The organism is uncultured Desulfovibrio sp. (genome assembly GCF_944327235.1).
Taxonomy (GTDB): Bacteria; Desulfobacterota; Desulfovibrionia; order Desulfovibrionales; family Desulfovibrionaceae; genus Desulfovibrio.
The window spans coordinates 1-26380 of sequence record NZ_CALVHE010000006.1 but is presented as its reverse complement, the minus strand read 5'-3'; the positions used below and the strand labels follow the sequence as shown (position 1 = coordinate 26380).

The following is a 26380-nucleotide window of genomic DNA, read 5'->3' as shown; positions in this document are numbered from 1 at the left end:
CGTTACTTCGCGGCGGTGCCGCGCAAAACTTCTTCCGCCAGCGCAACGAGATGCTCGACCGTGAAGCCGAACTGCTGCGCCAGCACCTTGCCCGGTGCGGAAGCGCCGAAGCCGTCCATGCCCAGCACCGCCCCGTCGAGGCCCACATATTTGCGCCAGTAATCCGCCGACGCCGCTTCAACGGCCACACGGGCGCGCACCGACGACGGGAGCACCGCTTCGCGGTAGGCGGCTTCCTGGGCGTCGAAACGCTCGCAGCAGGGCAGGGACACCACACGGACACGCCGCCCCGCGGCGTTGAGCCGGGCAGCCGCCTCCAGCGCAAGGCCCACCTCGGACCCCGTGGCCAGCAGGATGACGTCCGGCGTCCCGCCGTCATCGTGCAGCACATAGCCGCCGCGGGCAATGGCCGCAAGGCGGGCGGCATCGCGCGCCACGAAAGGCACGTTCTGGCGGGAAAGGGAAAGCACGCTGGGCGTCTGCGCGTTTTCGAGCGCGCACTGCCAAGCCACCGCGGTCTCCACGGTGTCGCAAGGACGCCAGACCTCCACGTTGGGCGTCAGCCGCAGACCGGGGATCTGTTCGATGGGCTGATGCGTGGGGCCGTCTTCTCCCACGCCGATGGAGTCGTGCGTGAACACCCAGACGGCGCGGATCTTCATGAGGGCCGCCAGACGGACGGCATTCTTGGCGTAATCGGAGAACACCATGAACGTGCCCGCATACGGGATGAAACCGCCGTGCAGGGCCAGACCGTTCATGATGGCGCTCATGCCGAATTCCCGCACGCCGTAGGAAAGATAATTGGCCTCGGCCCAGTTGCCCGCGGCGACATCCAGCCGTACGGACGCGGCGGTCTTGGTCCCCACGGAGCCGGTCAGGTCGGCGGAGCCGCCCAGCAGTTCCGGCAGACGGGGCACGAGGCTCTCCAGAGCACGCTGCCCGGCCACGCGGGTGGCGATGCTCTCACCTGCCTCCACGGCGCCCCGCACGGTCGCGGCGGCGATCTCCGTCCAGTCGGCCGGGAGTTCGCCCCGCATACGGCGGGAAAACTCGGCGGCCAGGTCGGGATAGGCTTCGGTATAGGCGGCAAACTTCTCTTCCCAGACTTTCTGGGCGGCCGCGCCTTTTTCCCGGCAATCCCAGGCGGCAGCGATGTCGGCCGGGATCTCGAAGGGAGCGGCGGTCCACTCCAGCGCCGCACGGGTGGCGGCGGCCTCTTCCGGCCCGAGGGGCGCACCGTGGCAGGAAGCCGAATCGACCTTGTGCGGCGAACCGAAGCCGATATGCGTACGGCAGATGATGAGACTGGGATGCGCGGCATCGGCCCTGGCCTCGGCAAGGGCGGCATCCAGCGCCGCGGCGTCGTGCCCGTCCACAGGGCCGACGACCTGCCAGCCATACGCGCGGAAGCGCGCCGCCACATCCTCGGTGAACCAACCGGAGACCTTGCCGTCGATGGAGATGCCGTTATCGTCGTACAGGGCGATGAGCTTGCCCAGTCCCCAGACGCCCGCCAGCGAACAGGCTTCATGGGAAATGCCTTCCATCAGGCAGCCGTCCCCCAGAAAGACGTACGTGTGGTGATCGACGATCTCGTGTCCGGGACGGTTGAAGCGCGCCGCCAGCAGCTTTTCGGCCAGCGCCATGCCCACGGCCGAGGAGATCCCCTGCCCCAGCGGCCCGGTCGTCATCTCCACGCCCGGCGTGTGCCGGTATTCAGGATGGCCGGGCGTCAGCGAGCCCCATTGCCGGAACTGACGGATGGCCTCCATGTCCAGCGCGTAGCCGGACAGGTGCAGCAAGCCGTACAGCAGCATGGAAGCGTGCCCGTTGGAGAGCACGAAGCGGTCCCTGTCCGGCCAGTGCGGATCGGCGGGATTATGGCGGAGCTGATGACGCCAGAGAGCTTCGGCCATATCGGCCATGCCCATCGGCGCGCCGGGATGGCCGGAACGGGATTGTTCGATGGCGTCTATGGCCAGAGCACGGAGGGCATTGGCGCATTGCCTGCGGGTCGGCATGGAGAGTTCCTTCTCTGATTAGCGGTTACAGGGTTGCCACTGCGCGGCGCTGGCGCAGCGGGATCCTCCGGCGGCGGTCCCGGCGTGACGCACGGCCTCCTGGAAGGCCTCGTGACGCGCCGCATAGGGCGGACAGGCGAAAAAGGCCGAGCCGGACACCAGCACATCGGCCCCCGCGTCCACCAGCGCGGCGGCATTTTCCGGGCAGGCCCCGCCATCCACCTGCAGGAGCACATGCTCGCCCCCGGAAGCGTCCAGCAGTTCCCGCACCGCGCGGATCTTGGCAAAACTTTGCGGAATGAATTTCTGCCCGGAGAAGCCGGGATTGACGCTCATGACCAGCACCATGTCGCAGTCCGGCGCAAGCCAGCGCAAGGCCCCGATGTCCGTCCCCGGATTGAGGGCCACGCCCGCCCGGCAGCCCAGACGCCGGATCTCGCTCAACGTCCGCTGCGGATGACGGTCGGCTTCCAGATGGATGACCAGCATGTCCGCCCCGGCCTCGCGGAAGGCCGCCAGATGACGCGCGGGCTGCTCGATCATGAGGTGCACGTCGAAGAACAGACGGCTGCGGGACCGCAGGCTGCGGAGGAGCGGCGGTCCGAAGGTGATGTTGGGCACGAAGCACCCGTCCATCACGTCGAGGTGCAGCCAGGGGATACCGGCCTGTTCGAGGGCCGTCAGTTCCTCGCCCAGACGAGCAAAATCAGCGGAAAGCAGGGACGGGGAGAGAATCATGCGGCTCCTCCGTATTACCGGTCAAGAAGATGACGAATGGCCAGCAGTTCGCTGTGCAGCTGCCGCAGAAAGGCCGGGTCGGTTGCGGGAGCTGTGCGCTCCGGCGCGCTCTCTTCGACGGCAGCGCCGCCCTCCAGCAGGCGACGCGCCCCTTCGATGGTCATGCCCTGCTCGTGCAGCAGCTGCTTGATGCGCCGCAACAGGGCAACATGCTCCTCCGTGTAGAGGCGCTGTCCCTTTTCCGTCCGAAGGGGGGCAAGCTGGGGGAATTCCGTTTCCCAAAAGCGCAATACATGCGTCTTGAGCTGCAGCAGTTCAGCCGCTTCTCCGATGCGATAGGTATGTGCGCTCATGGCCGCCCGTCACAGGATTTGCAACGGCCGCGCCCCGGCGGCGCGGCCGTCAGGATTGTTGCTATACGCGCACGCCGAGGTGCTTCACGAGGGATTGTGCCACCTTTTCCCGTTCCTTGTCCACTTCCGCATCCTTGAGCGTGCGCTCCGCATGACGGAAGGTGAGGCGGAAGGTCAGATTGCGTTCGTCGCTTCCCTCAGGCTCGAAGCAGTCCTGCAGCACGACGTCCTCCAGCAGCGGCAGACGCAGGCCCCGCACATGCTCCATGATCTGCGCCACCTGCACCTGCGGCGCGGCCATGACCGTGATGTCGCGACGCACCGGCGGATAGACCGGCAGCGGACGGAAGCGCACGCGCGCCGCGTCATGCAGACGGCGCAGCACCTCCAGATCCAGTTCCGCCAGCCAGATGGCCTTGCGGGCATGGAAGGCGTCGGCCATGTCCGGACGCACCCGGCCCAGCACGCCCGCCCGGACCTCGCCCGTGCCGTCAGGGAGGATCAGCTCCACGCAGGGCAGCAGGAACGGATGCTCTTCCGTCTGGCGGTATTGCCCGGCGGGCAGATGCAGGAAAGCCAGCAGATGCTCCACCACACCCTTGAGATCGGTATAGTCCATGTCTCCTTCGGGCTGCGGCCAGGCGCTGTCATAGCGCGCCCCGTAAAGCAGGATGCCGATCTTGCCGGTCTCGGTGGCCCCCGTATCGTGCGCGTCCGTCAGCGGGCGCGCATGGAAGACGTGGGCCAGCTCAAAGAGCCGCAGGCCCGCCGCCCCCTGCGCCAAGTTGTTGCGCAGACTGTTGAGCAGGCCGGGCGCGAGCCAGGTACGCAAGGCGTCCTGCTCGGCGGAGAGCGGATTCATGATGGCGATGCGCCCTTCCTGCGGCAGCCCCAGATGGTCGAGGTCCTTGTGCCCCACAAAGCTGTAGTTGATGGCTTCGTTGAGTCCGAGCCCGGCGCCCCAGCGCTTGATGCGGGACCAGAAGGCAAAGCGCGATTCCGGCTCGCCCGCGCGCGCCAGATCCCGCGCGATGGGCGGCAGGACCGGAGCGATGGTATCCAGACCGTGCACACGGCCCACTTCCTCGATGAGGTCGGCCTCGCGGGTCAGGTCGGGCCGCCAGCTCGGCTGGGCCACCTGCCAGCTCTCGCCCTTCTGGCGGATCTCGCAGCCAAGCCCGCTCAGCACGCGCTCGCAGAAGTCCGCGCCCAGCTCCACGCCCAGCAGGGCATTGGCGCGGGCGGGACGGAAGTCCATGAGCACCGGCGCGAAGGGACGCGGCTCGGCCACGGCCACGCCGGGGCAGACCTTGCCGCCGGACAGCTCGGCCATCATGGCGCAAGCGCGGTCCAGCGCCCAGCGGGTGCGCTGCTGGTCTATGCCGCGCTCGAAACGGTAGGACGCCTCGGACGAGAGGCCCAGACGGCGGGAGGTCTTGCGGATGGTGCCGGGACGGAACACCGCGCTTTCCAGAAAGACATTGCGGCTGTTCTCGTCGATCTCCGTATTGAGGCCGCCCATGACCCCGGCCAGGCCCACGGCGCGCCCGGCATCACGGATGCAGAGATCGCGGGCATCCAGCGTGCGTTCCTGGCCGTCCAGGGTCACGAACTTCTCGCCTTCCTCGGCGCGGGAGACGACGATGCGCCCGCCCTGGAGCTTGTCGAGATCGAAGGAATGCAGGGGCTGTCCGCACTCCATGAGGATATAGTTGGTCACGTCCACGATGTTGGAGATGGGACGCACGCCCACGGCGTGCAGCCGGTGCCGGATACGCATGGGCGACGGGGCGATCTTGCTGCCCGTGATGACGCGGCCCGTGTAGAGCCAGCAGAGGTCGGGATCCCGGATGTCGATGGGCGGCAGCTCCACGGCAGGCCCGTCCTCAACGCATTCCCGCTCGGGGATGTGGAACGGCAGCCCGAAGGCCTGCGCCGTCTCGCGGGCGAGACCGATGACCGAAAGGCAGTCGGCGCGGTTGGGCGTGATGGAGATGTCCAGCACTTCGCGGTCCAGCTCCAGCGTGTCCACCAGCAGCGCACCGGGGACGGCCGACTCCGGCAGCACCATGATGCCGGAATGGTCTTCCGTGAGGCCCAGCTCACGCTCGGAGCAGATCATGCCGCAGCTCGGCGCGCCGCGCAGCTTGGCCTTCTTGATGACCAGCCCGCCCGGCATGGTGGTGCCCACCAGCGCCACGGGCACCTTCTGCCCGGCAGCCACGTTGGGGGCCCCGCAGACGATGTCCAGCAGCTCGCCCTGTCCGGCATCCACCTTGCAGATATGCAGATGATCGGATTCGGGATGATCGACGCATTCCACCACATGCCCCACCACGATGGAGGCAATGCCGTCGTAGGGGCGGACGATCTCTTCCAGTTCCAGCCCCAACATGGTCAGGCGGTCGCCAAGTTCCTGCGCCGTACCTTCGTAGGGGACAAATTCACGCAACCAAGACAGGGAAAGCAGCATACGTCATCTCACTGGCCGCAAGGCCGATTATCAGTTGAAATTCCAGGCGGGTTTCGGTTTTTCCACCTCAGGCAGGGGGCGCACGGCCTCTTCCTGTCGGCCATAGCCGCCGTACGCGCCCGGACTGGGCCGATTGCGGACCTTGCGCTCCGGCGGCTTGTTCTCCAGCCGGCGGCCGTAAGCGTCCGTATAGCCCATGCCGCCGTCATCCGTCCTTCCGGCGGAACGCCCGCCCGGCAAGGATTCGAGGGAACGCGGCCCTCCCGGCGGCTCCAGTCCGGAATGCCGGGGGCTGTAGACGGAACCGGCCAGCGCGGCGTCGGCCGAAAAAAGGCTGACGGCAAGCAGAGCGCAGGGCAGGATGCGGCGCAAGCGGCGAAGCATGGGCCACCTAGGCGAACTGGCCCAGAAAACGGACGTCGTTCTCGAAGAACATGCGCAGATCGCCGATGCCGTACTTGAGCATGGCGACCCGCTCCACCCCCAGTCCGAAGGCGAAGCCGCTCACTTCGGGCGAGTAGCCCACCGCCTCGAAGACGGCCGGATCGACCATACCGCAGCCGAGGATCTCCACCCAGCCGGTGGTCTTGCAGACGCGGCAGGGCTCGCCGTCCACATGCCCGGCGCCGCCGCACATGCAGCAGGAGATGTCCACTTCCGCCGAAGGCTCGGTGAAGGGGAAGAAGCTGGGGCGGAAGCGGACCTGCGTCGAACCGCCGAAGATCTCGCGCACGAAAGCGGTGAGGATGCCGCGCAGATGGGCCATGCTGATGCCGTCGCCCACCATGAGGCCCTCGATCTGGTGGAACATGGGCGTGTGCGTGAGGTCGGAATCCCGGCGATAGACCTTGCCGGGGCAGATGACGGCCAGCGGAGGCTTGCGCGCCAGCATGGTACGGACCTGGACCGGCGAGGTGTGCGTCCGCATGACCACCTTGTCGCTGACGTAGAGGGTGTCCTGCATGTCGCGGGCCGGATGTTCGGGCGGCATGTTCAGGGACTCGAAGTTATAGAAGTCGTTCTCCACTTCGGGGCCGGAGGCCACGTCGAAGCCCAGAGCGCGCAGCACGTCGCAGATCTCCTGCGTCACCAGCGTGATGGGATGCAGGGAGCCGCGCCAGGGCAGGCGGCCCGGCAGGGAGGCGTCGAAGCGGCGCAGCGCCTCAGCTTCAAGCGCCTTTTCCAGCGCGCTCTTGCGGGCCTCCAGCAAAGCGGTCAGGCTTTCCTTTACGGCATTGGCCTTTTGGCCCACCGCCGGACGCTGGGCAGGCTCCAACTGCGGCAGAGCGCTCATGATATGGGCCAGCCGCCCCTTGCGTCCCAGAAAATCGACGCGCAGACTTTCCAATGCTTCCAGGGTATGGGCCTCGGCCAGACCTTTTTCCAGCTCCGGGGCCAGACCTTCCAATGCGCTAATCAGATCCATGCACTTCTTTCCCGTGCCGCCATGCGGCCTTGGGCGCTCTAGAGCATTTTCAGTTTGAAACGCTTTGCGTTCCAGACCATACGACCTGGCGTTTCGCGGGAAAAACGAGGTTTTCCCGTTCACTTTCGGCCGGGCGGCGCTGTGCTGCCGCCTCGCATTTTGCCTTGTTCAAAGACAAAATGCTCTAGAGTGCCGCAAAAAAACATACGCGGCACGCCGATCACAGGCCGGGCCTGTTGCCGGAGCGTGCCGCGTCACACAGCAATCCGTACGACGTCGCCTAGTTCAGCGCGCCCTTGGCCAGCTCCACCACCTTGGCGAAATCGTCCTTGTGGTAGACGGCGAGGTCAGCGAGAACCTTGCGGTTCAGGGTGATGCCGGCCTTGTCGAGGCCGTGCATCAGACGGCTGTAAGACAGCCCGTTGAGGCGCGCGCCCGCATTGATGCGCAGGATCCAGAGGGTACGGAAATCGCGCTTGCGGTGCTTGCGGCCGATGAAGGAATATTGGAGCGCGCGTTCCACAGCCTCACGGGCGGTGCGATACAGACGGCTGCGGCCGCCGCGAAAGCCCTTGGCAGCGCTCAGGTATTTCTTGTGCCGACGATGGGCGGCAAGACCTCTCTTCACACGCATGGGTGGTTCCTCCTTTCACCCGGACAAGGCGGAGGTGATGCCCGCCGGGGAGATAAAAAAATCCGTTGTCGTCGTGCCACTGCACGCACAGGATTGGACGCCCTTGCGTCGCGGCTCCTGCCTGCCGCCGGCCTTCGGCCTTCCCGCACGCCGGGCATCGCCCCATCAGAAGCGATATGCCCCGCGCATCCCCACGGCATTAGCCGTTGGGCAGCATACGGCGCACGGCCTTTTCGTTGGTCTTGTCCACGATGGCGGACTGGCCCAGACGCATCTTGCGGCCGGGAGCCTTCTTGGTCAGGATATGACGCAGATTCTGGCGACGGCGCTTGAACTTGCCGCTGCCGGTCAGCTGGAAACGCTTGGCGGCGGCGCGCCGGGTCTTGATCTTAGGCATGATGTACTCCTTGCACAATAATCGTACGGCCCGTCCTCAAAGCGGATGGACGGGAAAGCATAGTGCCCTAAAAAGCGGCCGTATGCAAGCGCATTTTCTGCGCTACTTCTTGGGCACCAGCAGCATCTGCAGCGTGCGTCCCTCGGCGCGGGGCTCCTGATCCACCTTGGCCACATCGGCCAGGTCCTGCACCACGCGCTCAAGGATGCTCAGGCCGCGGTCCTTGTGGACGATCTCGCGGCCGCGGAAAAATACCGTCACCTTGCAGCGGGCGCCCTCTTCGAGGAAGCGGCGGATGTGGCGCACCTTGGTCTCGTAATCATGGTCATCCGTCTTGGGGCGGACCTTGATCTCCTTGATCTGCACCACGGTCTGCCGCTTCTTGGCTTCCTGCTTCTTTTTCTGCTGTTCGTACTTGAACTTGCCATAGTCCATTATACGACAGACAGGCGGCTCCGACGTGGAGGCCACTTCCACAAGATCGAGGCCCGCTTCCTTGGCAAGGTTTATGGCCTCGTTACGTTGCAGGATCCCCAGCTGTTCCCCGTCGGCTCCGATGACTCGCACCTCTCTCGCACGGATCATCTCATTGCGGCGCACGCCGTCCTGTGCGACGTCGCGCCGCGGTCTCATGTTAGGCGAAGCTATAACGCATCCCTCCTCGCTTGAAGGGCTCTTCTCCATCCGCGCGGATCATGGCGGCGACCTCCTGCACGGACTTGAGCCCCACGTTTTCCCCATTGCGCAGGCGCACGTTGACGCCGCCGGCCTGCGCCTCCTTCTCACCAATGACAAGAATATACGGAACCTTGGCCACCTGCGCCTCACGCACCTTGAAGCCAAGCTTTTCGTTTCGCAGATCGGCCGTGACGCGGATGCCCTGCGCCTTGAGTTCCTCCAGCGCCTTGCGGGCGGCCTCGTCCCCGGCCTCGGTCACCGTGAGGATACGGGCCTGCTCCGGCGCGAGCCAGGTGGGCATGGCTCCGGCGTACTGTTCGATGAGCACGCCGATGAAGCGTTCCAGCGAGCCCATGATGGCGCGGTGCACCATGACCGGGCGATGCCGCTCGCCGTCCTGCCCCACATAGGTGAGGTCGAAACGCTCCGGCAGGGTAAAGTCCACCTGGATGGTGGAGCACTGCCATTCGCGACCGATGCAGTCCAGCAGGCGCACGTCGATCTTCGGCCCGTAGAAAGCTCCGTCCCCCTCGTTGATCTCATACGGCATATCGGCTTTCTGCACGGCCTGGATTAGGGCATTGGTGGCAAGTTCCCACGCCTCGTCGGTGCCGATGCTGTCTTCCGGCCGGGTGGAGATGGCCACCTTGAACTGGAAGTTGAACAGGTTCATGAGGTCGCGGATGAGGTGGATGACCTCAAGGATCTCCCCTTCCAGCTGTTCCGGGGTGCAGAGGATGTGCGCGTCGTCCTGCGTGAACTGACGCACGCGCAAAAGACCGTGCAGCACGCCGCTCTTTTCGTGACGGTGCACCACGCCCAGCTCGAAATAGCGCTGCGGCATGTCACGGTAGCTGCGCAGCTCATTCTTGAAGATGAGCATATGCGAGATGCAGTTCATGGGCTTGATGCCGTAGGCGTCATCCTCGATCTGCGTGAAGTACATGTTCTGGCGGTAGTGGTCATAATGCCCGGACCGCTGCCAGGTCTCCACGCGCAGCAGCTGCGGCCCCTGCACCATGTCGTAGCCGCGCTTGAGGTGCTCGCGCCGCCAGAAGTCTTCCAGGATGGTGCGCAGCAGCATCCCCTTGGGCAGCCAGAACACCATGCCGGGAGCCACATCCTCGTGGAAGGTGAAGAAGCCCAGTTCCCGGCCCAGCTTGCGGTGGTCGCGGCGCTTGGCCTCCTCCAGCTGCTGGAGGTACGCCTTGAGGGCCTTTTCGTCAGCAAAGGCCGTGCCGTACAGGCGAGAGAGCATGGGGTTCTTCTCATCCCCGCGCCAGTAGGCCCCGGCCACGGAAAGCAGCTTGGAGGCCGCGGCAAAACCGGTGTGCGGCACATGCGGGCCGCGGCAGAGGTCGCAGAAATCGCCGCAGGTGTAGAGCGTCACCGTGTCGGCGTCGATGTCCTCGATGATCTCCACCTTGAAGTTCTCGCCCATGCCGCGGAAGAGCTCCACGGCCTCGGCCTTGCTCACGCGGCGGCAGGTGAAGGGCAGGCGGGCGGCCGCCAGCTTCTGCATCTCCGCTTCGATGGCCTCGAAATCGTCGCTGGAAAAGGGTTTTTCCACGCTGAAATCATAATAGAAGCCGTTGTCGATGGCCGGGCCGATGGTCACCTTGGCCGAGGGGAACAGCTTCTTCACCGCCGCGGCCATGACGTGCGCCGTGGAATGCCGCACGATGGCCAGCCCTTCCGGGGAATCGGCGGGCACGGGCACGAGTTCGGTGCAGCCCGCGGGCACGGAGGCGCTCAGGTCCACAAGATGCGCTCCGCCCTGCTCTTCAGGGCAGACAGCGCGGGCAGCCACCAGCGACTTGAACTTCTTGCCGCTCAGGGCCTGCTGCAACACATCGGAAACGACTGCACCGGCGGCGGCCTCCACGGCCTGCCCATCCACGAGGATGCTCATGAAAAAACTCCTTATCGCTTCGCCGCTGGGCGGCGTATAACGCAAAAAAGCAATGGGGAGGCGAAAACCTCCCCATCACTCTCAAAAATACCGCATGGCGGCTATAGTGGCGGGCACTCAGCCCTTCGCCGTTAAGGGGACATTCCCCGGATCATCACTGGTAGGAACGAGCAGACTTGAACTGCTGACCTCTTCCGTGTCAAGGAAGCGCTCTAGCCACCTGAGCTACGCTCCTACATGAGGCAAGAGCTGTTCTATACGCGCTCCGCTCAAAGGTCAAGCATTTTTTTCTCTCTCGGCAAAAAAATATCGTTCCCCTTCTGGAACGGGCGGCGGGCGCATCCTAGAGCATTTTCAGTTTGAAACGCTTTGCGTTTCAAACCATACGGCCTGGCGTTTCGCGGAAAAAGCGCGGTTTTTCCGCTCACTTTGGGCCGGGCGACGCTGTGCTGCCGCCTCGCATTTTGCCTTTTTCAAAGGCAAAATGCTCTAGCCTGCCCTCATCGACACCCATTTCCAGTCGATGCGTCGCACCGTCACCAGCCTGAGGAAACCGACGAGCCCAGACGTGGGGAGTCGGGCAACCTCCCGGGGCTGCCGTCCCTGCCCGACGGAGGAGCGGCGCAGCCTGAACAGTGACGAGCCTTACGGAACTTCCCCGCTGCCGGGGTCAGCGGCACCTGTCGTCGGAGGGGACGCTTTGGCGCGCCCTGTCGCATACAGGGGCGGACATTCTCCCGACGTCGCACGGCAACGCCGGTCATCCATCAGCCGGTGGAACAGGCCAAACAAAAAGGCTGTCCGTGCCGGAGGAGGACCGGCGGGACAGCCCCGACTTTTTCCGGCATCTGCCCTAGGGCAGCACGCCGGCAAACTGCGTCTTGAGATGCTGCACCTTGGCCACATAGAAGCGCGTTTCCCGCACGGGCAATTCCACAGTCAGCTTGTGGTAGAAATCCGCGGCGTCCAAACTGTTGATGCGGGCCACGGCCTCGGCATTGGTGGGGCCCCATAAGCGGAGGAAACGGTTGGGGCCCATGTTGTAAGCGGCCACGGTGCAATATTCGCGGGTCACGGGGTCCCGCACGTCCTGAAAATACTTGGTCATAAGGATGTGCAGATACGCCGTGCCGTAGCGGATGTTGATCTCCGGGACGGCCAGCTCGTCAAACCCCACGTTGCCCCGTGTCCCGTAGAGGAAGCGGTGTACCTCGTCACTGGCGGTGCTGGGCAAAAGCTGCATGAGCCCCATGGCCGAACTGCGGCTGACCAGTGTGGGGCGGAAGGTGCTCTCGCTGTGGATGATGGCGTAGACGAGGGCGGCATTCAGGCCGTATCGGCGGGAAAAGCTCTCCACCAGTTCCTTGTAGGAACCGGCGTGGGCCTGGAGCGTACCGGCGTCATAGCGGGGCAGCGGCAACACGGGCGCGACAGGAGCGGGTTGCCGGTGCTGCTCGGCCAGTTCCTGCAGATTGACCGGCTGATATCCGTTCATGAAGGCCCCGGAGGCCAGCCAGCGCAGGGGACGCCCCTGACTGTCCAGCAGATCGCCGTAATAATCCGGCTGCACGCCGTACAAAACAGGCATACTGGAACCGTCCAGCGCCAGCAGGGGCGCCAGCGCCGTGGCGGCATTGCCGTCATAGAAAAAGGCCCTGTCGGTGATGGCCAGCCGTACGCCGTCCGCATCGAAACGCACGATGTCCGCCTGCCGGGATGTCGGCAAGTTCTCCAGAGCGACGACGAGCGTATCGTCCACAGGTCGGCGCACGGCCCAGACGCGACCGTTCGCCCCCTGCTCCTCAATGGGCCGGGGCCTGTCCTCGGGACGCAGGCTGACGACCTGCGGGTTGATGAGTCCGCGCATCTCCGCCCCCCAGTACTGGGGGACAAAGCCGGCCAGCAGCGGCACCAGCCCCAGAAGACCCAGGAGCATACAGGTTGCCAGAAGGAGGGTGATTCGGCGGGTCATAGGCAAATCCTTGCCGGGGTCTGCGATCCCGGCGTAAACAGAGTATGCAATGTTTTTGCCATAAACACAATAGCCTGTGATTCCGGGCCATTGAATTTTTTACGCCTTCCCTTGCCCGCATGGCGTCAAAAATCTGTTGCCGCTTCCGCGCACCTCCCATTGACCCGCAGCTGCAGGCCGGGTATGGTTGTAGGCATTACAGCCTCTTTTCGGCCCCGCCCTTGAGATTCGCGCGGCTTTTGCGTATGTCCCTTTCGGCACAAGCACGCCGTCCGGCGGACGGGCCGCCGTTCCGGCTGCCGCGTGCACGGGGACAGTTACCGGGCCAACCGCCCTCTTCTTTCTTTTTTTCGGGAGCATGGCGCTCCGGGCATGACCCTCATGAAATATCTCGACACCCTACTGCCCTTCTGGAAAGAGCTGAAAAACTACCAGTCCGCCGACTTTCGCGCCGATCTGGTGGCGGCCCTGACGGTCACGCCTGTGGCCGTACCGCAGGCCATGGCTTACGCGCTCATGGCCGGCGTACATCCACAGTACGGCATCTACGCCTGTATGCTGCCGGTGGTGGTGGCGGCGCTCTGGGGCTCCTGCCGCTTCCTTGCCGCCGGGCCCACCAACGCCACGTCCATCGTCCTGCTCTCCACCATCGGCTCGGCCACAGTGGGCGGCGTCGCCATCGCGGGCCTGCCGCCGTCTTATCAGATGACCTGCGTCTTCACCATCACTCTGCTCTGCGGCATGATCCAGGTGGCCATGGGGCTGGCTCGACTGGGCGACCTGGCCAACTTCATCTCCCAATCCGTCATGCAGGCCTTCGCCACGGGCACGGCCCTGCTCATCGCCTCCAGCCAGATCGAGACCGTGCTCGGCCTGCCGGACAGCCATTCCAGCGGATTCTTTCTGCCGGTCTGGTCAGCCATCCGGCATATCGACCAGATAAACGTCTGGTGCGTGGGCATCGCCGCCCTGAGCATCGTGCTCGTGGAGGTCTGCCGCCGCATCTCCCGTCGCCTGCCCGCCACCTTGCTGGCGCTGGTGGGAGCGGGCGTCTTTTCCTGGCTCATCGACGCTTCCGGCAAGGGCGTCCCGCTGGTAGGGGCCATCCCTACGGTCATCCCGCCCATCTCCCGCCTGCCGCTGGACGTCACCGTCTACCGAGATCTGTTCATGCCGGCGCTGGCGCTGGCGCTCATGGGCGCGGTCACGTCCCTTTCCACAGGCAAACAGCTTGCCGGACTCAAGGGCGATCGTTTCGACGGCAGCCAGGAGCTCATCGGTCAGGGGCTCGGCAACATGGCCGCGGCCTGCACGTCGAGTATCGTGGGCTGCGGATCCTTCAGCCGCAGCGCGCTGGTGGTCACCTCCGGCGCGCGTACGCGCATGGCCACGGTACTTTCCGGTCTGCTGGCCCTGCCCATGCTCTGGCTCATCGCGCCCTTCATGAGCTGGCTGCCGCTTTCCGCCCTGGGCGGCGTGCTGCTGACCGTCTGCGTGCGGATGGTGGACATGCCCGGCCTGCGGCTCTGCTTCAAGGCCACGCGCATCGACCGCACCGTCCTGCTCGTCACCTTTGCCGCCACCCTGCTGCTGGCACTGGAACAGGCCATCCTGCTGGGCGTGCTGCTCTCCCTTATTCTTTTCATCTTCAAGCTGGCGCATCCGCGCGTCTTCCGGCTCAATCGCCATGACCCCATGATGCAGCACGCGCCGGAACCGCTGCCGGACGAGCTCGCCGTCTATATCATCGAGGGGACGCTCTTTTTCGGCGCCATCAACGAGCTGGAACGCCGCATCTATGAAGAAACGGAAACGCCGGTGCGGGTCATCGTCCTGCATCTGGCCCGCGTCTTCTGGCTGGACGCAGCGGGCACGCACTCGCTGGAACAGTTCGTGGAACGCTGCCACCAGCGACATATCCCGGTCATCCTCGTGGTCGGCAGCCGCAGCGTCCATGACATCCTCAAACGGACAGGCATGTTGAGTTATCTGGGCAAGGGCTTTGTGGCCCCCACCTTTGCCGACGGGCTCAAGCTCGGTTTCCATACCTACCACCGGCTGCAAAGCGACGAACGCCTGCATCTGCCCAAGCTGCCGCCGTCCAAACGCAAGCAGAGCCGCCACGTCCATCACCCGCACCAGCATCACAAGAGCAAGAACAAATGAGCCGACACCCCGCCCGTCCCTTGCCCCCCTGTCCCGCCGCAGCCGCGGAACATCCGCCCGTATTCGGCCCTGACGCCCCGTGGCTCGCGCCGCTGGCGGGCTACAGCGATCTGCCTTTCCGGCTGCTCTGCCGCGAATACGGGGCAGCTGTCTGCGTCACGGAGATGGTCAGCGCCAAGGGACTCGTCTACCACAGTCCCGGCACCGCCGAGCTGCTTGCGAGCCTGCCGGAGGATCAGCCGCTGGTGGTGCAGCTCTTCGGGGCGGAAGCCGATTTCCTGGGACAGGCCGTCGGTCTGCTGCGCGAGGCGGGGTACGGCTGGTTCGACCTGAACATGGGCTGTTCCGTGCCCAAGGTGCTCAAGCAGAAGGCCGGAGCGGCCATGCTCGGTGATGTGGAAGATGCCCTTGCCGTGGCCCGCGCCATGATCGCCGCCGCGGAGCCGGGCCATGTGGGCTTCAAGTTGCGGCTGGGGCTGGATGACGGCCGTCAGGTCTGGCAGGAGCTGGCCCTGCGGCTCCAGGAGGCCGGGGCCGGCTGGCTGACCCTGCATCCGCGCACCGCCCGACAGGGCTTCGGCGGCGAGGCACGGCACGAGGCGCTTGCCCGTCTGGCACCGCAACTCTCCATCCCCCTGCTGGCCAGCGGCGACCTCTTCAGCGCCGAGGACGGCGTGCGCGTCCAGACGACCACAGGGGTGAGCGGCGTCATGTACGCGCGCGGCGCCCTGCATGATCCCACCATCTTTGCCGCCCACCGCGCCCTCCAGCGCGGCGAGAGCCCGCCCCCCGTCACGCCGCAACGGCTACGCGCCGTCATCGACAGACACATCAGTCTGGCCCGTCGTCATTGCTCCGATGACGCCGTCCTCTGGAAGATGCGCAGCGTCGTGCCCCGCTATGTGAAGCATCTGCCCGGTGCGCGCGCCCTGCGCCATGCCCTTTGTCAGTGCACGGACTGGACCGCGCTGCAGGGCATCCTGGAAGAGCTCCTGCCGCGCTAGTCGTCACGCAGGCGTGTCGCGGCCTGAGCGCGGTTGAACTCTTCCGCCATGCGGACTATAAAGGGCGAGTCGCGTCCGGCGCGCCGTATCCGCCTGCCGGAGCCGCGCGGCGCAAGCTCCGGCCGACAAGACGCTGGTCTCCGGCAGCCTGTCCTGACCGGGCCGGACCGCTGTTGCGGCATCCTCCGCGCAGCTTTCGCTTTCACCTTCTTTCCGGCCGGCGGTATGCCGCACAGATTCCGCCAAGGAGATGTCATGGAAATTCTACGCGCCAAAACGGCCGGATTCTGCATGGGCGTGAGCCTTGCCCTGCAAAAGCTGGACTCAGCCATCGAGCAAGCCGACAGCAGACGTATCTGCACCCTCGGCCCCATCATCCATAACCCGCAGGTCCTGGCGGACTACGAAGCGCGCGGGGTATTCTGCGCCACCTCCCCCGCGGAACTCGGTCCGAACGACTGTGTGCTCATCCGTGCGCACGGCATCACCCGTCAGGTGGAAGAGGCCGTACGGACTTCAGGGGCGCATGTGCAGGACGCCACCTGCCCCAAGGTGAAAAAGGCGCAGCTCGCCATCCGCCGCGCCACGGAAAACGGCGCCGTCCTCCTGCTGTTCGGTGAGGCGGAGCATCCCGAGGTGAAGGGCCTGCTGTCCTATGCGCATGGCGTGGCCCATGTCTTCGGCAGTCAGGAAGAGCTGGACGGGCTGGCTCTTGCCCCTGACGGCGACTATGTGCTGGCCTCCCAGACCACCCAGGACCGAGGCGTCTTTGCCGCCATCGAGCAGGACCTCCGCCGTCGGCTCGCCCGGCTTGAGGTGCTCTCCACCATTTGCGACGCCACTCGCGAACGCCAGGAAGAAGCGCTTGAGATCGCCCGCACGGTGGACGTGATGGTCGTGGTCGGCGGCAAGCAGAGCGGCAATACGCGCCGTCTGGCCGATCTTGCCGCCCAGTGCGGCAAGACCACCTATCATATAGAAGAAGCGTCGGAGCTCCTTCCCGAGAATTTCTCAAAAAAAACGCGCGTGGGCCTAACGGCAGGCGCATCTACGCCGAAAAAGCTTATTGACGCGGCCCAAGCGTGGCTGGAGGCGCTGCCCTAGGCGAAGCGTCCGGTTGTCCCGCGCCATCCGTATACGGCGGAGACCGCGCGAGGGGCCGGAACAGGGCATCCGTCTCCTGACGGCTCCCCGCCCGAGCGGTCTTCGTGCCGGGCGGACGGCGGCCGGGGAGATCTCCCCGCGATGGGCGCAGGCGTATCTTATGGAGGCAGCATGGCTCAGACCAATATTCTGCTTGAGGCGGGAACCAACGAACTTGAAGTCGTCGAGTTCTACCTTGATGAACTGGCGCCGCCCAACGGCGATCCCGCTGAAGGACAGGCTACGACGGAAAACCCCGACGGTACCTGCACCTATCGGGGCTATTACGGCGTCAATGTGGCCAAGGTGCTGGAGATCATCCGTATGCCCAAGGTCACGGAACTGCCCGAAGTCCAGCACCCCAGCGTGCTGGGAGCATTCAACCTGCGCTCCCGCATCATCCCTCTCGTGGATCTGGCCATGTGGCTGGAAAAACAGCACGCCCAGACGACCGAGGAACCCAAGACCATCGTGACGGAATTCAACAACGTCACCACGGCCTTCATGGTCTCCGGGGTCAATCGCATCCACCGCATCAGCTGGGAAGAGGTCGAGCCGCCGAACAAGTATGTGGCCGCTGTCTCCAGCAATACCATCATCGGCGTGGTCAAGCTGGAGGGGCGCATCGTCTTCCTCCTGGACCTGGAAAAGGTCGTGGCCAATCTCAATCCCCGGCTCGGCCTGCGGCTGGATGACCTGGGAGCCAACTGGGACGCCTCGCGCGGTTATCGTGCCCTCGTGGCCGACGACTCGGCCCTTGTGCGTGAGATGCAGCGCGATCTGCTGGAAAAGGCCGGTTTCACCGTGGAGGTGACCACCAACGGACGCGAGGCCTGGGAACGGCTCATGAATTTCAAGCGCCTTTCCGAAGAGGAGAACCGGCCCATCACCGACTTCGTGCAGGTGGTCGTCTCGGATATCGAGATGCCGGTCATGGACGGACTCAACCTGACCTTGCGCATCAAGGAAGATCCCATGCTCAAGGAGCTGCCGGTCCTGCTCTTTTCCTCCCTCATCACCGACAAGCTGCGCCACAAGGGCGAAAGCGTCGGTGCGGACGGGCAGATATCCAAGCCGGAAGTGACTCAGCTTGCCAAGCGGGCCGCCGCGCTCATCCAGGCGCGAGAGGCTGCGCGGGCCGAAAAACTGGCCAGCGGGGCCTAACCTTCCGCCATCTGCGGACTGAACGCCTCTCCCGCCTGCCTGCGGGAGAGGCTTTTTTATGCTTCGCCGGGCAGCGCACGGAGACCAGACGCAGGCACGGCTCCCGACCGCCATACGCCCCGCCCGCAGGAGGCTGGACCGCCCTGCTCCCGCGACCACGCGGCAGACGCAGGCTCAGTGCGACCCCCTGGAACGTTTTGCTCTTGAATACGGCAAAACGCGAGGCGGCGGCCCTGCTCCCCCGGCCCGGCGGGAGCGAGAAAACCGTTTTTTTCCGTGGAACGACAGGCCGTATGGGCTGGCTCAAAAAAAGACGGGAGGGGCGTTGACCGCCCCTCCCGTCAAAAGGATCGTTCCGGGATCGCCGGACTAGCGTTCCACCGGCTTGCCGGTCAGCGGCTTGCCCTGATACTCGCCGGTCAGCGTCCGCAGGAAGGACACGATGAGCTTCCTGTCGGCGTCGGAGACCGGGATGCCGGAGAGGTACTTGCCCATGATGGCCACGCTTTCGTCAAGCGTCGTCACCGTACCGTCGTGCATGTAAGGATGCGTCAGCTCCACATTGCGGAGGTTCGGCACCTTGAAGCGGTGCAGGTCCTCTTCCTTGTTGGTGGCGCCGATGCGGCCCTTGTCCGAACCCAGCGGGTTGCCGCGGTCGGCAAAGTAGTCCGCCTTGAGGTCCATATATTCGAAGGACTGGCCGCCCAGGCCCTTGCCCACATGGCAGCTCGCGCAGCGATAGAGCTTGAAGAGCTCGTAGCCCTTCACCTCATCCTTGCTCAGGGCGCTTTCATCGCCCATGAGCCACTTGTCGAAGCGGCTGTTGGGCGTCAGCAGGGTCTTTTCGTATTCCGCGATGGCGTCGGTGATGTTCTTGCCGTTCCAGCCATCGGCATAGACGGCGCGGAATTCGGCACTGAGAGCTTCATCCTTTTCCAGCTTGGCGATGATCTCTTCCCAGTTCTTGGAGCCCATCTCGATGGGGTTCATGGGCGGGCCACCGGCCTGCTCCTGCAGATCAGCGGCGCGGCCGTCCCAGAACTGCCAGCGGTTGAAGGCGGCATTGAACACGGTCGGCGCATTGATGTCACCGAACTGCTTGCGGATACCTTCAGAGAAACGGGAATTGTCCGTACCGGCCTTGTCGTAGACGTGGCAGCCGGAGCAGGCCAGCGTATCGTCGGCCGAAAGGCGCTTGTCATTGAACAGCTTTTCGCCCAGAGCCACCTTGGCGGCATTGACGGGCAGGGACTGCGGGATGGGCTGCACGGGCTCATTGGCATGGCGCGGAGCGGCCGTACCGGTGGCGTAGAACTCGGCGCGGGTGGTACGCACCCAGTCACGGATCAGCTTCTTTTCCTCTTCGGACAGACGGCTGCTCCAGTGCACGACGGTGAACTTGGCCGGCGGCATGGTGTTATTGTTGATGACCCACTCCATTTTCGCCAGGGTCGTCTCGCCCACGGGCTTGTTGGCATCAGCTTCCACAAGCTCGGCATTCAGGTCCATGGCCCGCAGACCGTCGCGGTAATCCTGCTCGATGATCTGACGGATACCCGGAATCTTGGCGTAAAACGGCAGATCGTAGTTCCGGCTATGACAGGCCATACATTTTTCCATGACCACGTCAGACACCATGCTGAACTTGGCCATGGGCGGCTTGATGTCCGCAGCGGACGCCTGTTGCGCGACAACGGCAGTCAATGCCGCGGCCGCCGTCACGGAGCACAGGAACATGCGCTTCCAATCCTTCATCCCAACCTCCATTTTTGAACACGCGGGTGCGTTCTCCCGTCGGCCCTCTACCGTTTTGCCGGGCAAAGCCTTTCTGCCGGCATGAACGCGAACGGTTTATTTGCCTCACATGGGCATCGCATCAGCTGTGCCCGGCTCTTTTTAGTAAGAAAGCATATCATTAGCAAGCAGTTTGTGAACAAAAAAACAAATTTTCCCAGCAACAAGGTACATTACGCAGATCCCAAAGGGTAACCCTTCCCCCCCCAGGCCCAGCTGCCTGCGCGGAGGCAGCCCCAAACGCCCGCCCGGAATAAAAAAAATTTTAATTACGATATATTATAAAAACGATCCCTGCCGGGAGCGCGTCAGGGCCCCCGCGACGCATGGCTGGTGACTACTTGCCTCGCGGACATGTTTTGGAGTAGAGAGAGTATCGAACCAGACAAGGGGAGGGACGGATGTTCTGGGCAAATCTTTCCATCAACAAGAAGCTGGCGCTGGGCTTTACCGGTTCGCTGGCCGCCATGCTCCTTTTTTCCGCGATAGCGTGGTACTCGTCCGAAAATATCATGCATCTGGCCGATGCGGCCATAGATAAACAACGATTCGCGCTGACCCTGACGCTGCGGGAAGTCGATCATCTCAAATGGACGGAACGCCTGCACAAGCTCGTGCTGGACGGCCCCAATGCCGACATGTCCTCCATCCAGACCGATGGACGCAAGTGCGTTTTCGGCCAGTGGTTCTATTCTTCAGAACGCAAGATGCTGGAAAAGCTGCTGCCTGAAACGACGCAGCACTTTCTGGAACTGGAAAAGCCCCATCTTGCGCTGCATGAAAGCGCCGTACACATACAGGAATTGGTACGCGCAGGCAAGCTGAAGGAAGCCGAAGCGTATTTCCTTGAGGTCACGGAGCGTTCCTCGGCGGAAGTGCTCGACCACCTTGAGACCATCCGCAATCTCGTGCTGGCGGCTTCGCGCCAGGATGCGCAAAAGTATCTGGATGTGGGCCATTCCACGCAGTGGCTGTTCGTGGTCATGCAGTGTGTCGCCATGCTGATGCTGGCCGTGGCGAGCATCCTCTTTGCCCGCTCGATCAGCGGGCCGCTGGGGCAGCTCGTCGCCCGCTCGCGTGAAGCGGTGAACGGTAACCTTGATGTGGACCTGCGCCTGCCGCGCAAGGATGAGGCGGGGCAGCTCTCGCAGGCCCTCGGTTCGCTGCTGGACAGCCTCAAGCAGAAACTGGCCGAGAATGAAAAGACCTCGCGTGAGGCCCTTGCCCATGCGGACCGCGCCGAACAGGCCCTGCGCGCGGCCGAGGACAAGGAAGGGCGCATCAGCGGTCTGCTCAAGGAAATGACCGCCATTGCGGCCAAGGCCGACGACATCGCGGCGGATCTGGCCAGAAGCACGCAGAGTCTTGCCGAGCAGGTGGAGGCCGTCAACACCGGCAGTATCGATCAGAACCGGCAGATGAAGTGCAATATGGACAATGTGGAGCAGCTGGCCGTCGCTGCCGGCAACATCGTCCAGAATGCCGCTCTTACCGCCGAAGATGCCGGAAAGTCCCGTCAGAGCGCCACCAGGGGTATGGATGTGGTGCGTGGCTGCGAGGAATCCATGAACCGTCTGCTGGTCATGGCGGAAAAGCAGGACAAGGATCTCCGCCAGCTGGACGAGACCGCCGGCAGCATCGGGGACATCATGAGCGTCATCGTGGATATCGCCGACCAGACCAACCTGCTCGCGCTCAATGCGGCCATCGAGGCGGCCAGGGCCGGCGAGGCCGGACGCGGCTTTGCCGTGGTGGCGGATGAAGTGCGCAAACTGGCTGAAAAGACCGTCGTCGCCACCTCTTCCGTCGGGGGCAAGATCGGGGAGGTCCAGACGGCCATCCATTCCTGCGTGAGCTTCATGCAGGATGCGCGCTCGGCCGTGGAAGAGGCGGACGATCTTGCGCGCCGTTCGGGGACCGTGCTGCAGGAGATCGTGGAGGCCGCCAGCCACAACGAGGGCAATGCCTCCCAGATCTCGGCCGCTGCCCAGCAACAGCACGGTATCGTGGTGACGGTATCCGAAGGTATGCGACAGGTCCGCGAGATCGCTGACAGGAACTTTGCCGCCATGGAAACGGCGGGCGAACAGGTCCGGGCCCTTGTGGGCATGGCCGCTTCGCTCAAGGAACTCATCGACCGCCTCAAGCGATAGATCGCGGGACCATGCAGGACTTCCACAAATTCATCGACGGCTTCAAGAACTTCCGTCGCTATTATTACGACGCCGAAGTGGACTACTATGCCGCTCTGCGCGACGGCCAGCACCCCAAGGCGCTGGTCATCGCCTGCAGCGACTCGCGGGCGGACCCGGCCCTGCTCATGGGCTGCGACCCCGGCGACATCTTCGTGGTGCGCAACGTGGCCAATCTGGTGCCCCATGCCGCGGAGGCGGGACGGGGCGACGCGGTGCTCGCCGTGCTGGAGTACGGCGTGCTCCACCTCAAGGTGGAACACGTCATCGTGCTGGGGCATTCCTGCTGCGGCGGCATCCATGCGCTCCTGCATCCCGAGACCACGCCGCCCGACAGCCATGTGGCCCACTGGGTCTCCATTGCCCGTCCCGCACTGGACAGGATGGATGACGTGACGGAACAGGATCCCGTCGCCAACCGACGCAACTGCGAAGAGGCCGCCGTCCTGCTCTCCGTGGAGAACCTGCTCTCCTATCCCTGGATACAGCGGCGCGTCGCGGAGCACAGACTTTCCCTCCATGCCTGGTACTTTGACATGGAGGTCGGTGACCTGTTGGCCTATTTCCCCGATGCGGAACGCTTCGAGTCCCTGCACGAACACGGCCTGCACCGGGATCTTTCCGGCCTCGGCCCCCATCTGCGCCGCCTGGTGGAAGGCGGTTAAGCGCGGTCCGTCGCACCTTCCGGCAGCCAGAGCCTGCCCTCGGCCACCAGCCGGACAGGTCCATCCACCGTCGCCCGCACGGCCCCGCCCTGCCGGTCCACCGTCACCTCCAGAGGCTCGCCGCCGGGCTGCAAGATGGTGAACACCCGGCGCGCCCCGGCCGGACAGAGCCGCAGCCCCAACGCCAGCGCCCCGGAACCGCAGGCATTCTCCAGACAAGTCGTGCCCGCATCCCGCACATGCACCACCGGGAACATCTCCAGCTGATGCTGCACCTGTCGCCACCAGACGACCCCCGAAGCGGGCAGGGCCGCAAGCTCGTATTCGCGCCGCAAAAGCGCCGATGCCGCCAGGAAATCTTCGGGGAATACATGACGTTCGTCGAGCAGGAGATGGGCGATGCCGGGCAGCCGTACCAGCGTCACACCCGGCGCGGGCTGCTGCATCGGGCAGGCAGGCAGCTCCAGATCCGCCGCTACCCGCCATTCCGGCAGGCTCCCGCGCACACGGACCCCGACCGGCCCCTGCCAACCGGAGACCTGCACTTCAAAAGCGTGCTCCCGCACCTCTTCGTGATGCGGCGTGCCGGCCTGACGAGCGGTCCGTTCCTCCTCCAGCGCCAGCAGCGCCCCAAAGGCGCGGGTGGCGTTCACGCAGAACTCCCCACCCGCCATGCGCAGACGCCGCTCCCGCAGATGGCAGAACCCGGCCTGCTCGCCTCCCAGCAGATGAGGCATCAGGGCCTGCGAGGCCGTGGCCGCCTGCTGCGCGCCAGTGACGGATTCGGCGGGGAAAAGCAGCGTGGTGTTGCCGCTGGGGCTCCATTTGGTAAAAGGCAGTGCTCTCATTGCTGTACCCTCTGTTATGCATCCAGTAGTAGCCAGCCCGAGGGAACTTGTCCAGACGCCCGCTGAGGCCGCAGCATCAACCGATATTCGCTTGCGAATCCTTTCTAGAAAGTGTATAGCAAAAAAAGCCATTCCCCTAACGGTGTGCGGGAGGGCGTTATGGCGGGCAAAATTTCCTGGATCCAGGAGAAAACTTATGGGAGGCTTTATGAAGTCCATTCGTCTGCTGGTGCTGGCTGCTGCCCTCGTGCTCAGCTATGCCGTTGCCGCCGCGGCGGCCCCTGTGTGCAACAAGAAGGTCGAGAGCTTTGACTTCGTCGTGGACTATTCCGGTTCCATGATGATGAACAACAAGGATCTCAAGCAGCCCAAGATGGAAGCGGCCAAGACCGCCCTCAAGCGCGTCAACGCCGCCATCCCGGCGCTGGATTACTACGGTGGTCTGCACACCATCAGCCCCAACGGCGCCATCATCGAGCAGGGCCCGTGGAACCGTGCCGCCATGGACTCCGGCATCAACCAGCTGAAGTCCGATTTCACCATCTTCGGCCGCATGACCAGCATGGGTGACGGCCTGCAGGTCTACACCCCCGCCTTCAACGCCATGAAGAAGCCCGGCGCCATCATCCTCGTGACCGACGGCGACAACAACCGCGGCGTGGACTTCGTGGAGATCGCCCGTCAGCTGTATGCCAGCCAGCGCGGCGTGACCCTGCACATCATCTCCTTTGCCGATACCCCCAACGGTGAAGCCAACATCAAGGCCATCGCCGCTCTGAATCCCTCCACCGTGGTGGTGCGCGGCGAAGAACTCGTGACCAGCGACGCCGCTGTGGAACGCTTCGTGCTGGCCGTCTTCTGCCAGGAAGAGACCGTCATCGTCCTGCGTGGCGTGAACTTCGCCTTTGACTCCTATGCTCTCGACAGCAAGGCCATGGGCATCCTCAACGAAGCCGCCGAACTCATCAAGTCCTCGCCCAACAAGCGCGTGGTGCTGACCGGCTGGACCGACTACATGGGCACCGACGCTTACAACGCCAAGCTCTCGCAGAACCGCGCCAACTCCGTGAAGAGCTACCTGGCCAAGCAGGGCATCCCCGCCAGCCGCATGACCGCCATCGGCAAGGGCAAGTCCTACAAGTACGACAACAAGACCGAAGAAGGTCGCTACATGAACCGCCGCACCGAACTTTCGTTCGAATAAAGCGGATCGCGTAGCCCATCAGTAAAATCGAGGACCCGGCGAGTTTCGCCGGGTCCTCCCATTCAGGAGTACCCATGAAAAACATTCTGCCCCCTCTTGCCCTCGTCCTCTGTCTTGCCATGAGCGGTTGCGGCCTGTTCGGCGGCGACAGCGGCTCCACGGATCCCGTCATGGAAGCGGATCAGAGCGCCGAAACGCCTCAGGCAGAACCCGCCGCGGCCGAACCTGCCGCCAAGACGGACAAGAAAGCTTCCTCCAATCTCAAGGGCGAGGCGCGCATCCGTGCCGATCTGCAGGTGACCGGCGAGCAGCTGGTGGGCCGCGCCGCCCGCACGGTCATGCCTTCCAAGGCCAGCCGTTCCGTGCGCAAGGTCGGCAAGGAATACGTCGCCAACTACATCGAAGTGGACCAGAGCAACGTTTCCACGGACATGCGCCCCGGCAGCAAGGGCCAGTATGTCGGCTTCATCCGTTACAGCGAGTACGAATACGAATGCCGCGCCGCTACCCGCAAGGAAGCCCTTTCCACCAATCAGTGCGAACGCATCCGTACCCGCAACCTCAACGAACTTATCCGTTACGACGGCAAGAAGTGGCTCTTCTAGAGCGTTTTGCCTCTGGTAAAGGCTGAACGCGAGGCGCAGCTCAGCGCCGCCCGCCCAAAGTGAACAGAAAAGCCGCGTCTTTTCCGCGAAACGCCAGGCCGTATGACTTGGAACGCGAAGCGCTTCAACCTAAAAATGCTCTAAAGGATATGCACGGCGTGTCCGCGTCCGGGCGATGTGACGACAGGGCCTGACACGTCGGGCTGTCTGGACCGGCATGATCGCCCTCCCCCACCACTTCGGTCAGGGTTGGACGGCAAGGCAGAAAAAGCGGCGGAGAGGAGACCTCTCCGCCGCTTTTGGTTTACTGTCAGGCTCGAAAAAGGAAGGACTGCCGAAGCACGCCTTCCTCTCGTTCTGCTCATCTCTCGCTCGGGAAGCCTTTTCCCCACCCATCTCCGCAGCCCCACTCTCAGAGTATTTTCCAATCGAAACGTTTATCGCTTCAAACCATACGACCTGCCGTTTCGCGGAAAAGACGCGGCTTTTCCGCTTGGTTTGGGCCGGGCGGCGCTGTACTGCCTCCTCGCGTTTTGCCTTTTCAATGGCAAAACGCTCTACACGCGTAACGCCCCCTGTCATACGCCGTGCGGCACATACTTTACGCCCGGAAGGGGGTTGAAGGTCGCCCCGAGACGGTAAGGCGCATTTTCGATCTACTTTAAACGGATAGCGACGGATAACGAGCGTAGAATGATGTCTTTTGATGAACGCTCGCCCCTATCCAAGGAAGGCGGCAGGGGAAGAGATGGGGGGCTCTTGGGGGGAAGGGGAACTCCTCCAGGGCAGACTGCGACCCGACGGGCGGCCCTTGGGGCCGTGTCCTTGAGGCGACGTAGGAGCCTTACAGACATCGACAGCAGAGCGAGGGGGCCCCTTCCCCCCAGCAAACAGCAAATAGTGGTAACAGGCCCTAGTTGTAGAGTGTCAATACGTTGTTCACCCTCTGCTCAGACATGAAGCTGGAGGTTTTCTGCCAAGAGCCGAA

At 64.0% G+C, this 26380-nt stretch carries 21 protein-coding genes and 1 tRNA gene; 8 read left to right on the top strand and 14 right to left on the bottom strand.

Going from position 1 to position 26380, the window contains the following annotated elements:
* Positions 1-2 precede the first annotated feature (2 nt).
* The 12 genes from tkt to Q0K00_RS01850 all read right to left on the bottom strand — a co-directional run bounded on the left by tkt (position 3) and on the right by Q0K00_RS01850 (position 12607).
* Positions 3-2024: a transketolase gene (tkt, locus tag Q0K00_RS01905; protein ID WP_297226948.1), complete on the bottom strand. Its 2022-nt coding sequence runs from the start codon at positions 2022-2024 to the stop codon at positions 3-5.
* Between the two features lie 18 nt (positions 2025-2042).
* The gene (gene rpe / locus Q0K00_RS01900; RefSeq protein WP_297226947.1) at positions 2043-2762 is read right to left on the bottom strand and encodes a ribulose-phosphate 3-epimerase; all 720 of its coding nucleotides are present in this window, start codon (positions 2760-2762) and stop codon (positions 2043-2045) included.
* Positions 2763-2776: 14 nt separating this feature from the next.
* The gene (locus Q0K00_RS01895; protein ID WP_297226946.1) at positions 2777-3115 is read right to left on the bottom strand and encodes a MerR family transcriptional regulator; all 339 of its coding nucleotides are present in this window, start codon (positions 3113-3115) and stop codon (positions 2777-2779) included.
* A gap of 61 nt (positions 3116-3176) precedes the next feature.
* A complete protein-coding gene (gene pheT, locus Q0K00_RS01890; protein WP_297226945.1) occupies positions 3177-5588 on the bottom strand; it encodes a phenylalanine--tRNA ligase subunit beta in 2412 nt (803 codons plus the stop codon).
* 30 nt (positions 5589-5618) lie between these two features.
* The gene (locus Q0K00_RS01885; RefSeq protein WP_297226944.1) at positions 5619-5972 is read right to left on the bottom strand and encodes a translation initiation factor IF-2; all 354 of its coding nucleotides are present in this window, start codon (positions 5970-5972) and stop codon (positions 5619-5621) included.
* A gap of 7 nt (positions 5973-5979) precedes the next feature.
* The gene (gene pheS, locus Q0K00_RS01880; protein WP_297226943.1) at positions 5980-7014 is read right to left on the bottom strand and encodes a phenylalanine--tRNA ligase subunit alpha; all 1035 of its coding nucleotides are present in this window, start codon (positions 7012-7014) and stop codon (positions 5980-5982) included.
* Between the two features lie 280 nt (positions 7015-7294).
* Positions 7295-7648: a 50S ribosomal protein L20 gene (gene rplT / locus Q0K00_RS01875; RefSeq protein ID WP_297226941.1), complete on the bottom strand. Its 354-nt coding sequence runs from the start codon at positions 7646-7648 to the stop codon at positions 7295-7297.
* A 199-nt stretch (positions 7649-7847) separates the two neighbouring features.
* Positions 7848-8045 carry a 50S ribosomal protein L35 gene (gene rpmI, locus Q0K00_RS01870; protein WP_296303940.1) on the bottom strand — a complete coding sequence of 66 codons (198 nt, stop codon included), beginning with the start codon at positions 8043-8045 and terminating at the stop codon, positions 7848-7850.
* 102 nt (positions 8046-8147) lie between these two features.
* Positions 8148-8678: a translation initiation factor IF-3 gene (infC, locus tag Q0K00_RS01865; RefSeq protein ID WP_297226939.1), complete on the bottom strand. Its 531-nt coding sequence runs from the start codon at positions 8676-8678 to the stop codon at positions 8148-8150.
* Position 8679: 1 nt separating this feature from the next.
* Positions 8680-10635: a threonine--tRNA ligase gene (thrS, locus tag Q0K00_RS01860; protein WP_297226938.1), complete on the bottom strand. Its 1956-nt coding sequence runs from the start codon at positions 10633-10635 to the stop codon at positions 8680-8682.
* Positions 10636-10793: 158 nt separating this feature from the next.
* Positions 10794-10870: transfer RNA gene (locus Q0K00_RS01855), tRNA-Val, on the bottom strand.
* A 618-nt stretch (positions 10871-11488) separates the two neighbouring features.
* Positions 11489-12607 (bottom strand): transglycosylase SLT domain-containing protein, encoded by a 1119-nt coding sequence (locus Q0K00_RS01850; RefSeq protein WP_297226937.1) that lies wholly within the window; start codon positions 12605-12607, stop codon positions 11489-11491.
* Positions 12608-12988: 381 nt separating this feature from the next.
* On the opposite strand from Q0K00_RS01850, the gene Q0K00_RS01845 reads away from it, so the two are divergent.
* The 4 genes from Q0K00_RS01845 (at position 12989) to Q0K00_RS01830 (ending at position 18084) form a co-directional block, all read left to right on the top strand.
* Complete coding sequence (locus Q0K00_RS01845) at positions 12989-14773, top strand: SulP family inorganic anion transporter (protein ID WP_297226935.1); 1785 nt, start codon at positions 12989-12991, stop codon at positions 14771-14773.
* Complete coding sequence (locus tag Q0K00_RS01840) at positions 14770-15777, top strand: tRNA-dihydrouridine synthase family protein (protein ID WP_297226933.1); 1008 nt, start codon at positions 14770-14772, stop codon at positions 15775-15777. Before Q0K00_RS01845 ends, Q0K00_RS01840 begins: the two co-directional genes overlap by 4 nt.
* Before the next feature lie 255 nt (positions 15778-16032).
* Entirely contained in the window at positions 16033-16881 is an 849-nt protein-coding gene (gene ispH / locus Q0K00_RS01835) for a 4-hydroxy-3-methylbut-2-enyl diphosphate reductase (RefSeq protein WP_297226932.1), read from the top strand.
* A gap of 171 nt (positions 16882-17052) precedes the next feature.
* Positions 17053-18084, top strand: coding sequence for a chemotaxis protein (locus Q0K00_RS01830; RefSeq protein WP_297226931.1), 1032 nt, complete (start codon positions 17053-17055; stop codon positions 18082-18084).
* 369 nt (positions 18085-18453) lie between these two features.
* Here Q0K00_RS01830 and Q0K00_RS01825 read toward each other — a convergent pair whose 3' ends face one another.
* Positions 18454-19839, bottom strand: a complete 1386-nt coding sequence (locus Q0K00_RS01825; RefSeq protein WP_297226930.1) for a cytochrome c peroxidase — start codon at positions 19837-19839, stop codon at positions 18454-18456.
* A gap of 440 nt (positions 19840-20279) precedes the next feature.
* Here Q0K00_RS01825 and Q0K00_RS01820 point away from each other — a divergent pair, with 440 nt between their 5' ends.
* Both Q0K00_RS01820 and Q0K00_RS01815 read left to right on the top strand, forming a co-directional pair.
* The gene (locus Q0K00_RS01820) at positions 20280-22031 is read left to right on the top strand and encodes a methyl-accepting chemotaxis protein (RefSeq protein WP_297226929.1); all 1752 of its coding nucleotides are present in this window, start codon (positions 20280-20282) and stop codon (positions 22029-22031) included.
* Between the two features lie 11 nt (positions 22032-22042).
* Positions 22043-22735, top strand: a complete 693-nt coding sequence (locus Q0K00_RS01815) for a carbonic anhydrase (protein ID WP_297226928.1) — start codon at positions 22043-22045, stop codon at positions 22733-22735.
* Here Q0K00_RS01815 and Q0K00_RS01810 read toward each other — a convergent pair.
* Positions 22732-23583, bottom strand: coding sequence for a hypothetical protein (locus Q0K00_RS01810; RefSeq protein ID WP_297226926.1), 852 nt, complete (start codon positions 23581-23583; stop codon positions 22732-22734). The two genes, Q0K00_RS01815 and Q0K00_RS01810, sit on opposite strands and share 4 nt — an antisense overlap.
* Positions 23584-23791: 208 nt before the next feature.
* On the opposite strand from Q0K00_RS01810, the gene Q0K00_RS01805 reads away from it, so the two are divergent.
* Entirely contained in the window at positions 23792-24787 is a 996-nt protein-coding gene (locus Q0K00_RS01805) for an OmpA family protein (RefSeq protein ID WP_297226924.1), read from the top strand.
* Between the two features lie 74 nt (positions 24788-24861).
* Positions 24862-25392 (top strand): translation initiation factor 2, encoded by a 531-nt coding sequence (locus tag Q0K00_RS01800; RefSeq protein WP_297226922.1) that lies wholly within the window; start codon positions 24862-24864, stop codon positions 25390-25392.
* Positions 25393-26380 lie beyond the last annotated feature (988 nt).

Bases quoted from the DNA above. Each gene is read 5' to 3' on its own strand.
- Q0K00_RS01885 (WP_297226944.1), bottom strand. From the start codon at position 5,972: ATGCTTCGCCGCTTGCGCCGCATCCTGCCCTGCGCTCTGCTTGCCGTC.
- Q0K00_RS01845 (WP_297226935.1), top strand. From the start codon at position 12,989: ATGAAATATCTCGACACCCTACTGCCCTTCTGGAAAGAGCTGAAAAAC.
- Q0K00_RS01825 (WP_297226930.1), bottom strand. From the start codon at position 19,839: ATGAAGGATTGGAAGCGCATGTTCCTGTGCTCCGTGACGGCGGCCGCG.
- Q0K00_RS01810 (WP_297226926.1), bottom strand. From the start codon at position 23,583: ATGAGAGCACTGCCTTTTACCAAATGGAGCCCCAGCGGCAACACCACG.
- thrS (WP_297226938.1), bottom strand. From the start codon at position 10,635: ATGAGCATCCTCGTGGATGGGCAGGCCGTGGAGGCCGCCGCCGGTGCA.
- infC (WP_297226939.1), bottom strand. From the start codon at position 8,678: ATGAGACCGCGGCGCGACGTCGCACAGGACGGCGTGCGCCGCAATGAG.
- Q0K00_RS01840 (WP_297226933.1), top strand. From the start codon at position 14,770: ATGAGCCGACACCCCGCCCGTCCCTTGCCCCCCTGTCCCGCCGCAGCC.
- pheS (WP_297226943.1), bottom strand. From the start codon at position 7,014: ATGGATCTGATTAGCGCATTGGAAGGTCTGGCCCCGGAGCTGGAAAAA.
- ispH (WP_297226932.1), top strand. From the start codon at position 16,033: ATGGAAATTCTACGCGCCAAAACGGCCGGATTCTGCATGGGCGTGAGC.
- Q0K00_RS01800 (WP_297226922.1), top strand. From the start codon at position 24,862: ATGAAAAACATTCTGCCCCCTCTTGCCCTCGTCCTCTGTCTTGCCATG.
- Q0K00_RS01815 (WP_297226928.1), top strand. From the start codon at position 22,043: ATGCAGGACTTCCACAAATTCATCGACGGCTTCAAGAACTTCCGTCGC.
- rpmI (WP_296303940.1), bottom strand. From the start codon at position 8,045: ATGCCTAAGATCAAGACCCGGCGCGCCGCCGCCAAGCGTTTCCAGCTG.
- Q0K00_RS01820 (WP_297226929.1), top strand. From the start codon at position 20,280: ATGTTCTGGGCAAATCTTTCCATCAACAAGAAGCTGGCGCTGGGCTTT.
- Q0K00_RS01895 (WP_297226946.1), bottom strand. From the start codon at position 3,115: ATGAGCGCACATACCTATCGCATCGGAGAAGCGGCTGAACTGCTGCAG.
- Q0K00_RS01850 (WP_297226937.1), bottom strand. From the start codon at position 12,607: ATGACCCGCCGAATCACCCTCCTTCTGGCAACCTGTATGCTCCTGGGT.
- rplT (WP_297226941.1), bottom strand. From the start codon at position 7,648: ATGCGTGTGAAGAGAGGTCTTGCCGCCCATCGTCGGCACAAGAAATAC.
- Q0K00_RS01805 (WP_297226924.1), top strand. From the start codon at position 23,792: ATGAAGTCCATTCGTCTGCTGGTGCTGGCTGCTGCCCTCGTGCTCAGC.
- rpe (WP_297226947.1), bottom strand. From the start codon at position 2,762: ATGATTCTCTCCCCGTCCCTGCTTTCCGCTGATTTTGCTCGTCTGGGC.
- tkt (WP_297226948.1), bottom strand. From the start codon at position 2,024: ATGCCGACCCGCAGGCAATGCGCCAATGCCCTCCGTGCTCTGGCCATA.
- pheT (WP_297226945.1), bottom strand. From the start codon at position 5,588: ATGCTGCTTTCCCTGTCTTGGTTGCGTGAATTTGTCCCCTACGAAGGT.
- Q0K00_RS01830 (WP_297226931.1), top strand. From the start codon at position 17,053: ATGGCTCAGACCAATATTCTGCTTGAGGCGGGAACCAACGAACTTGAA.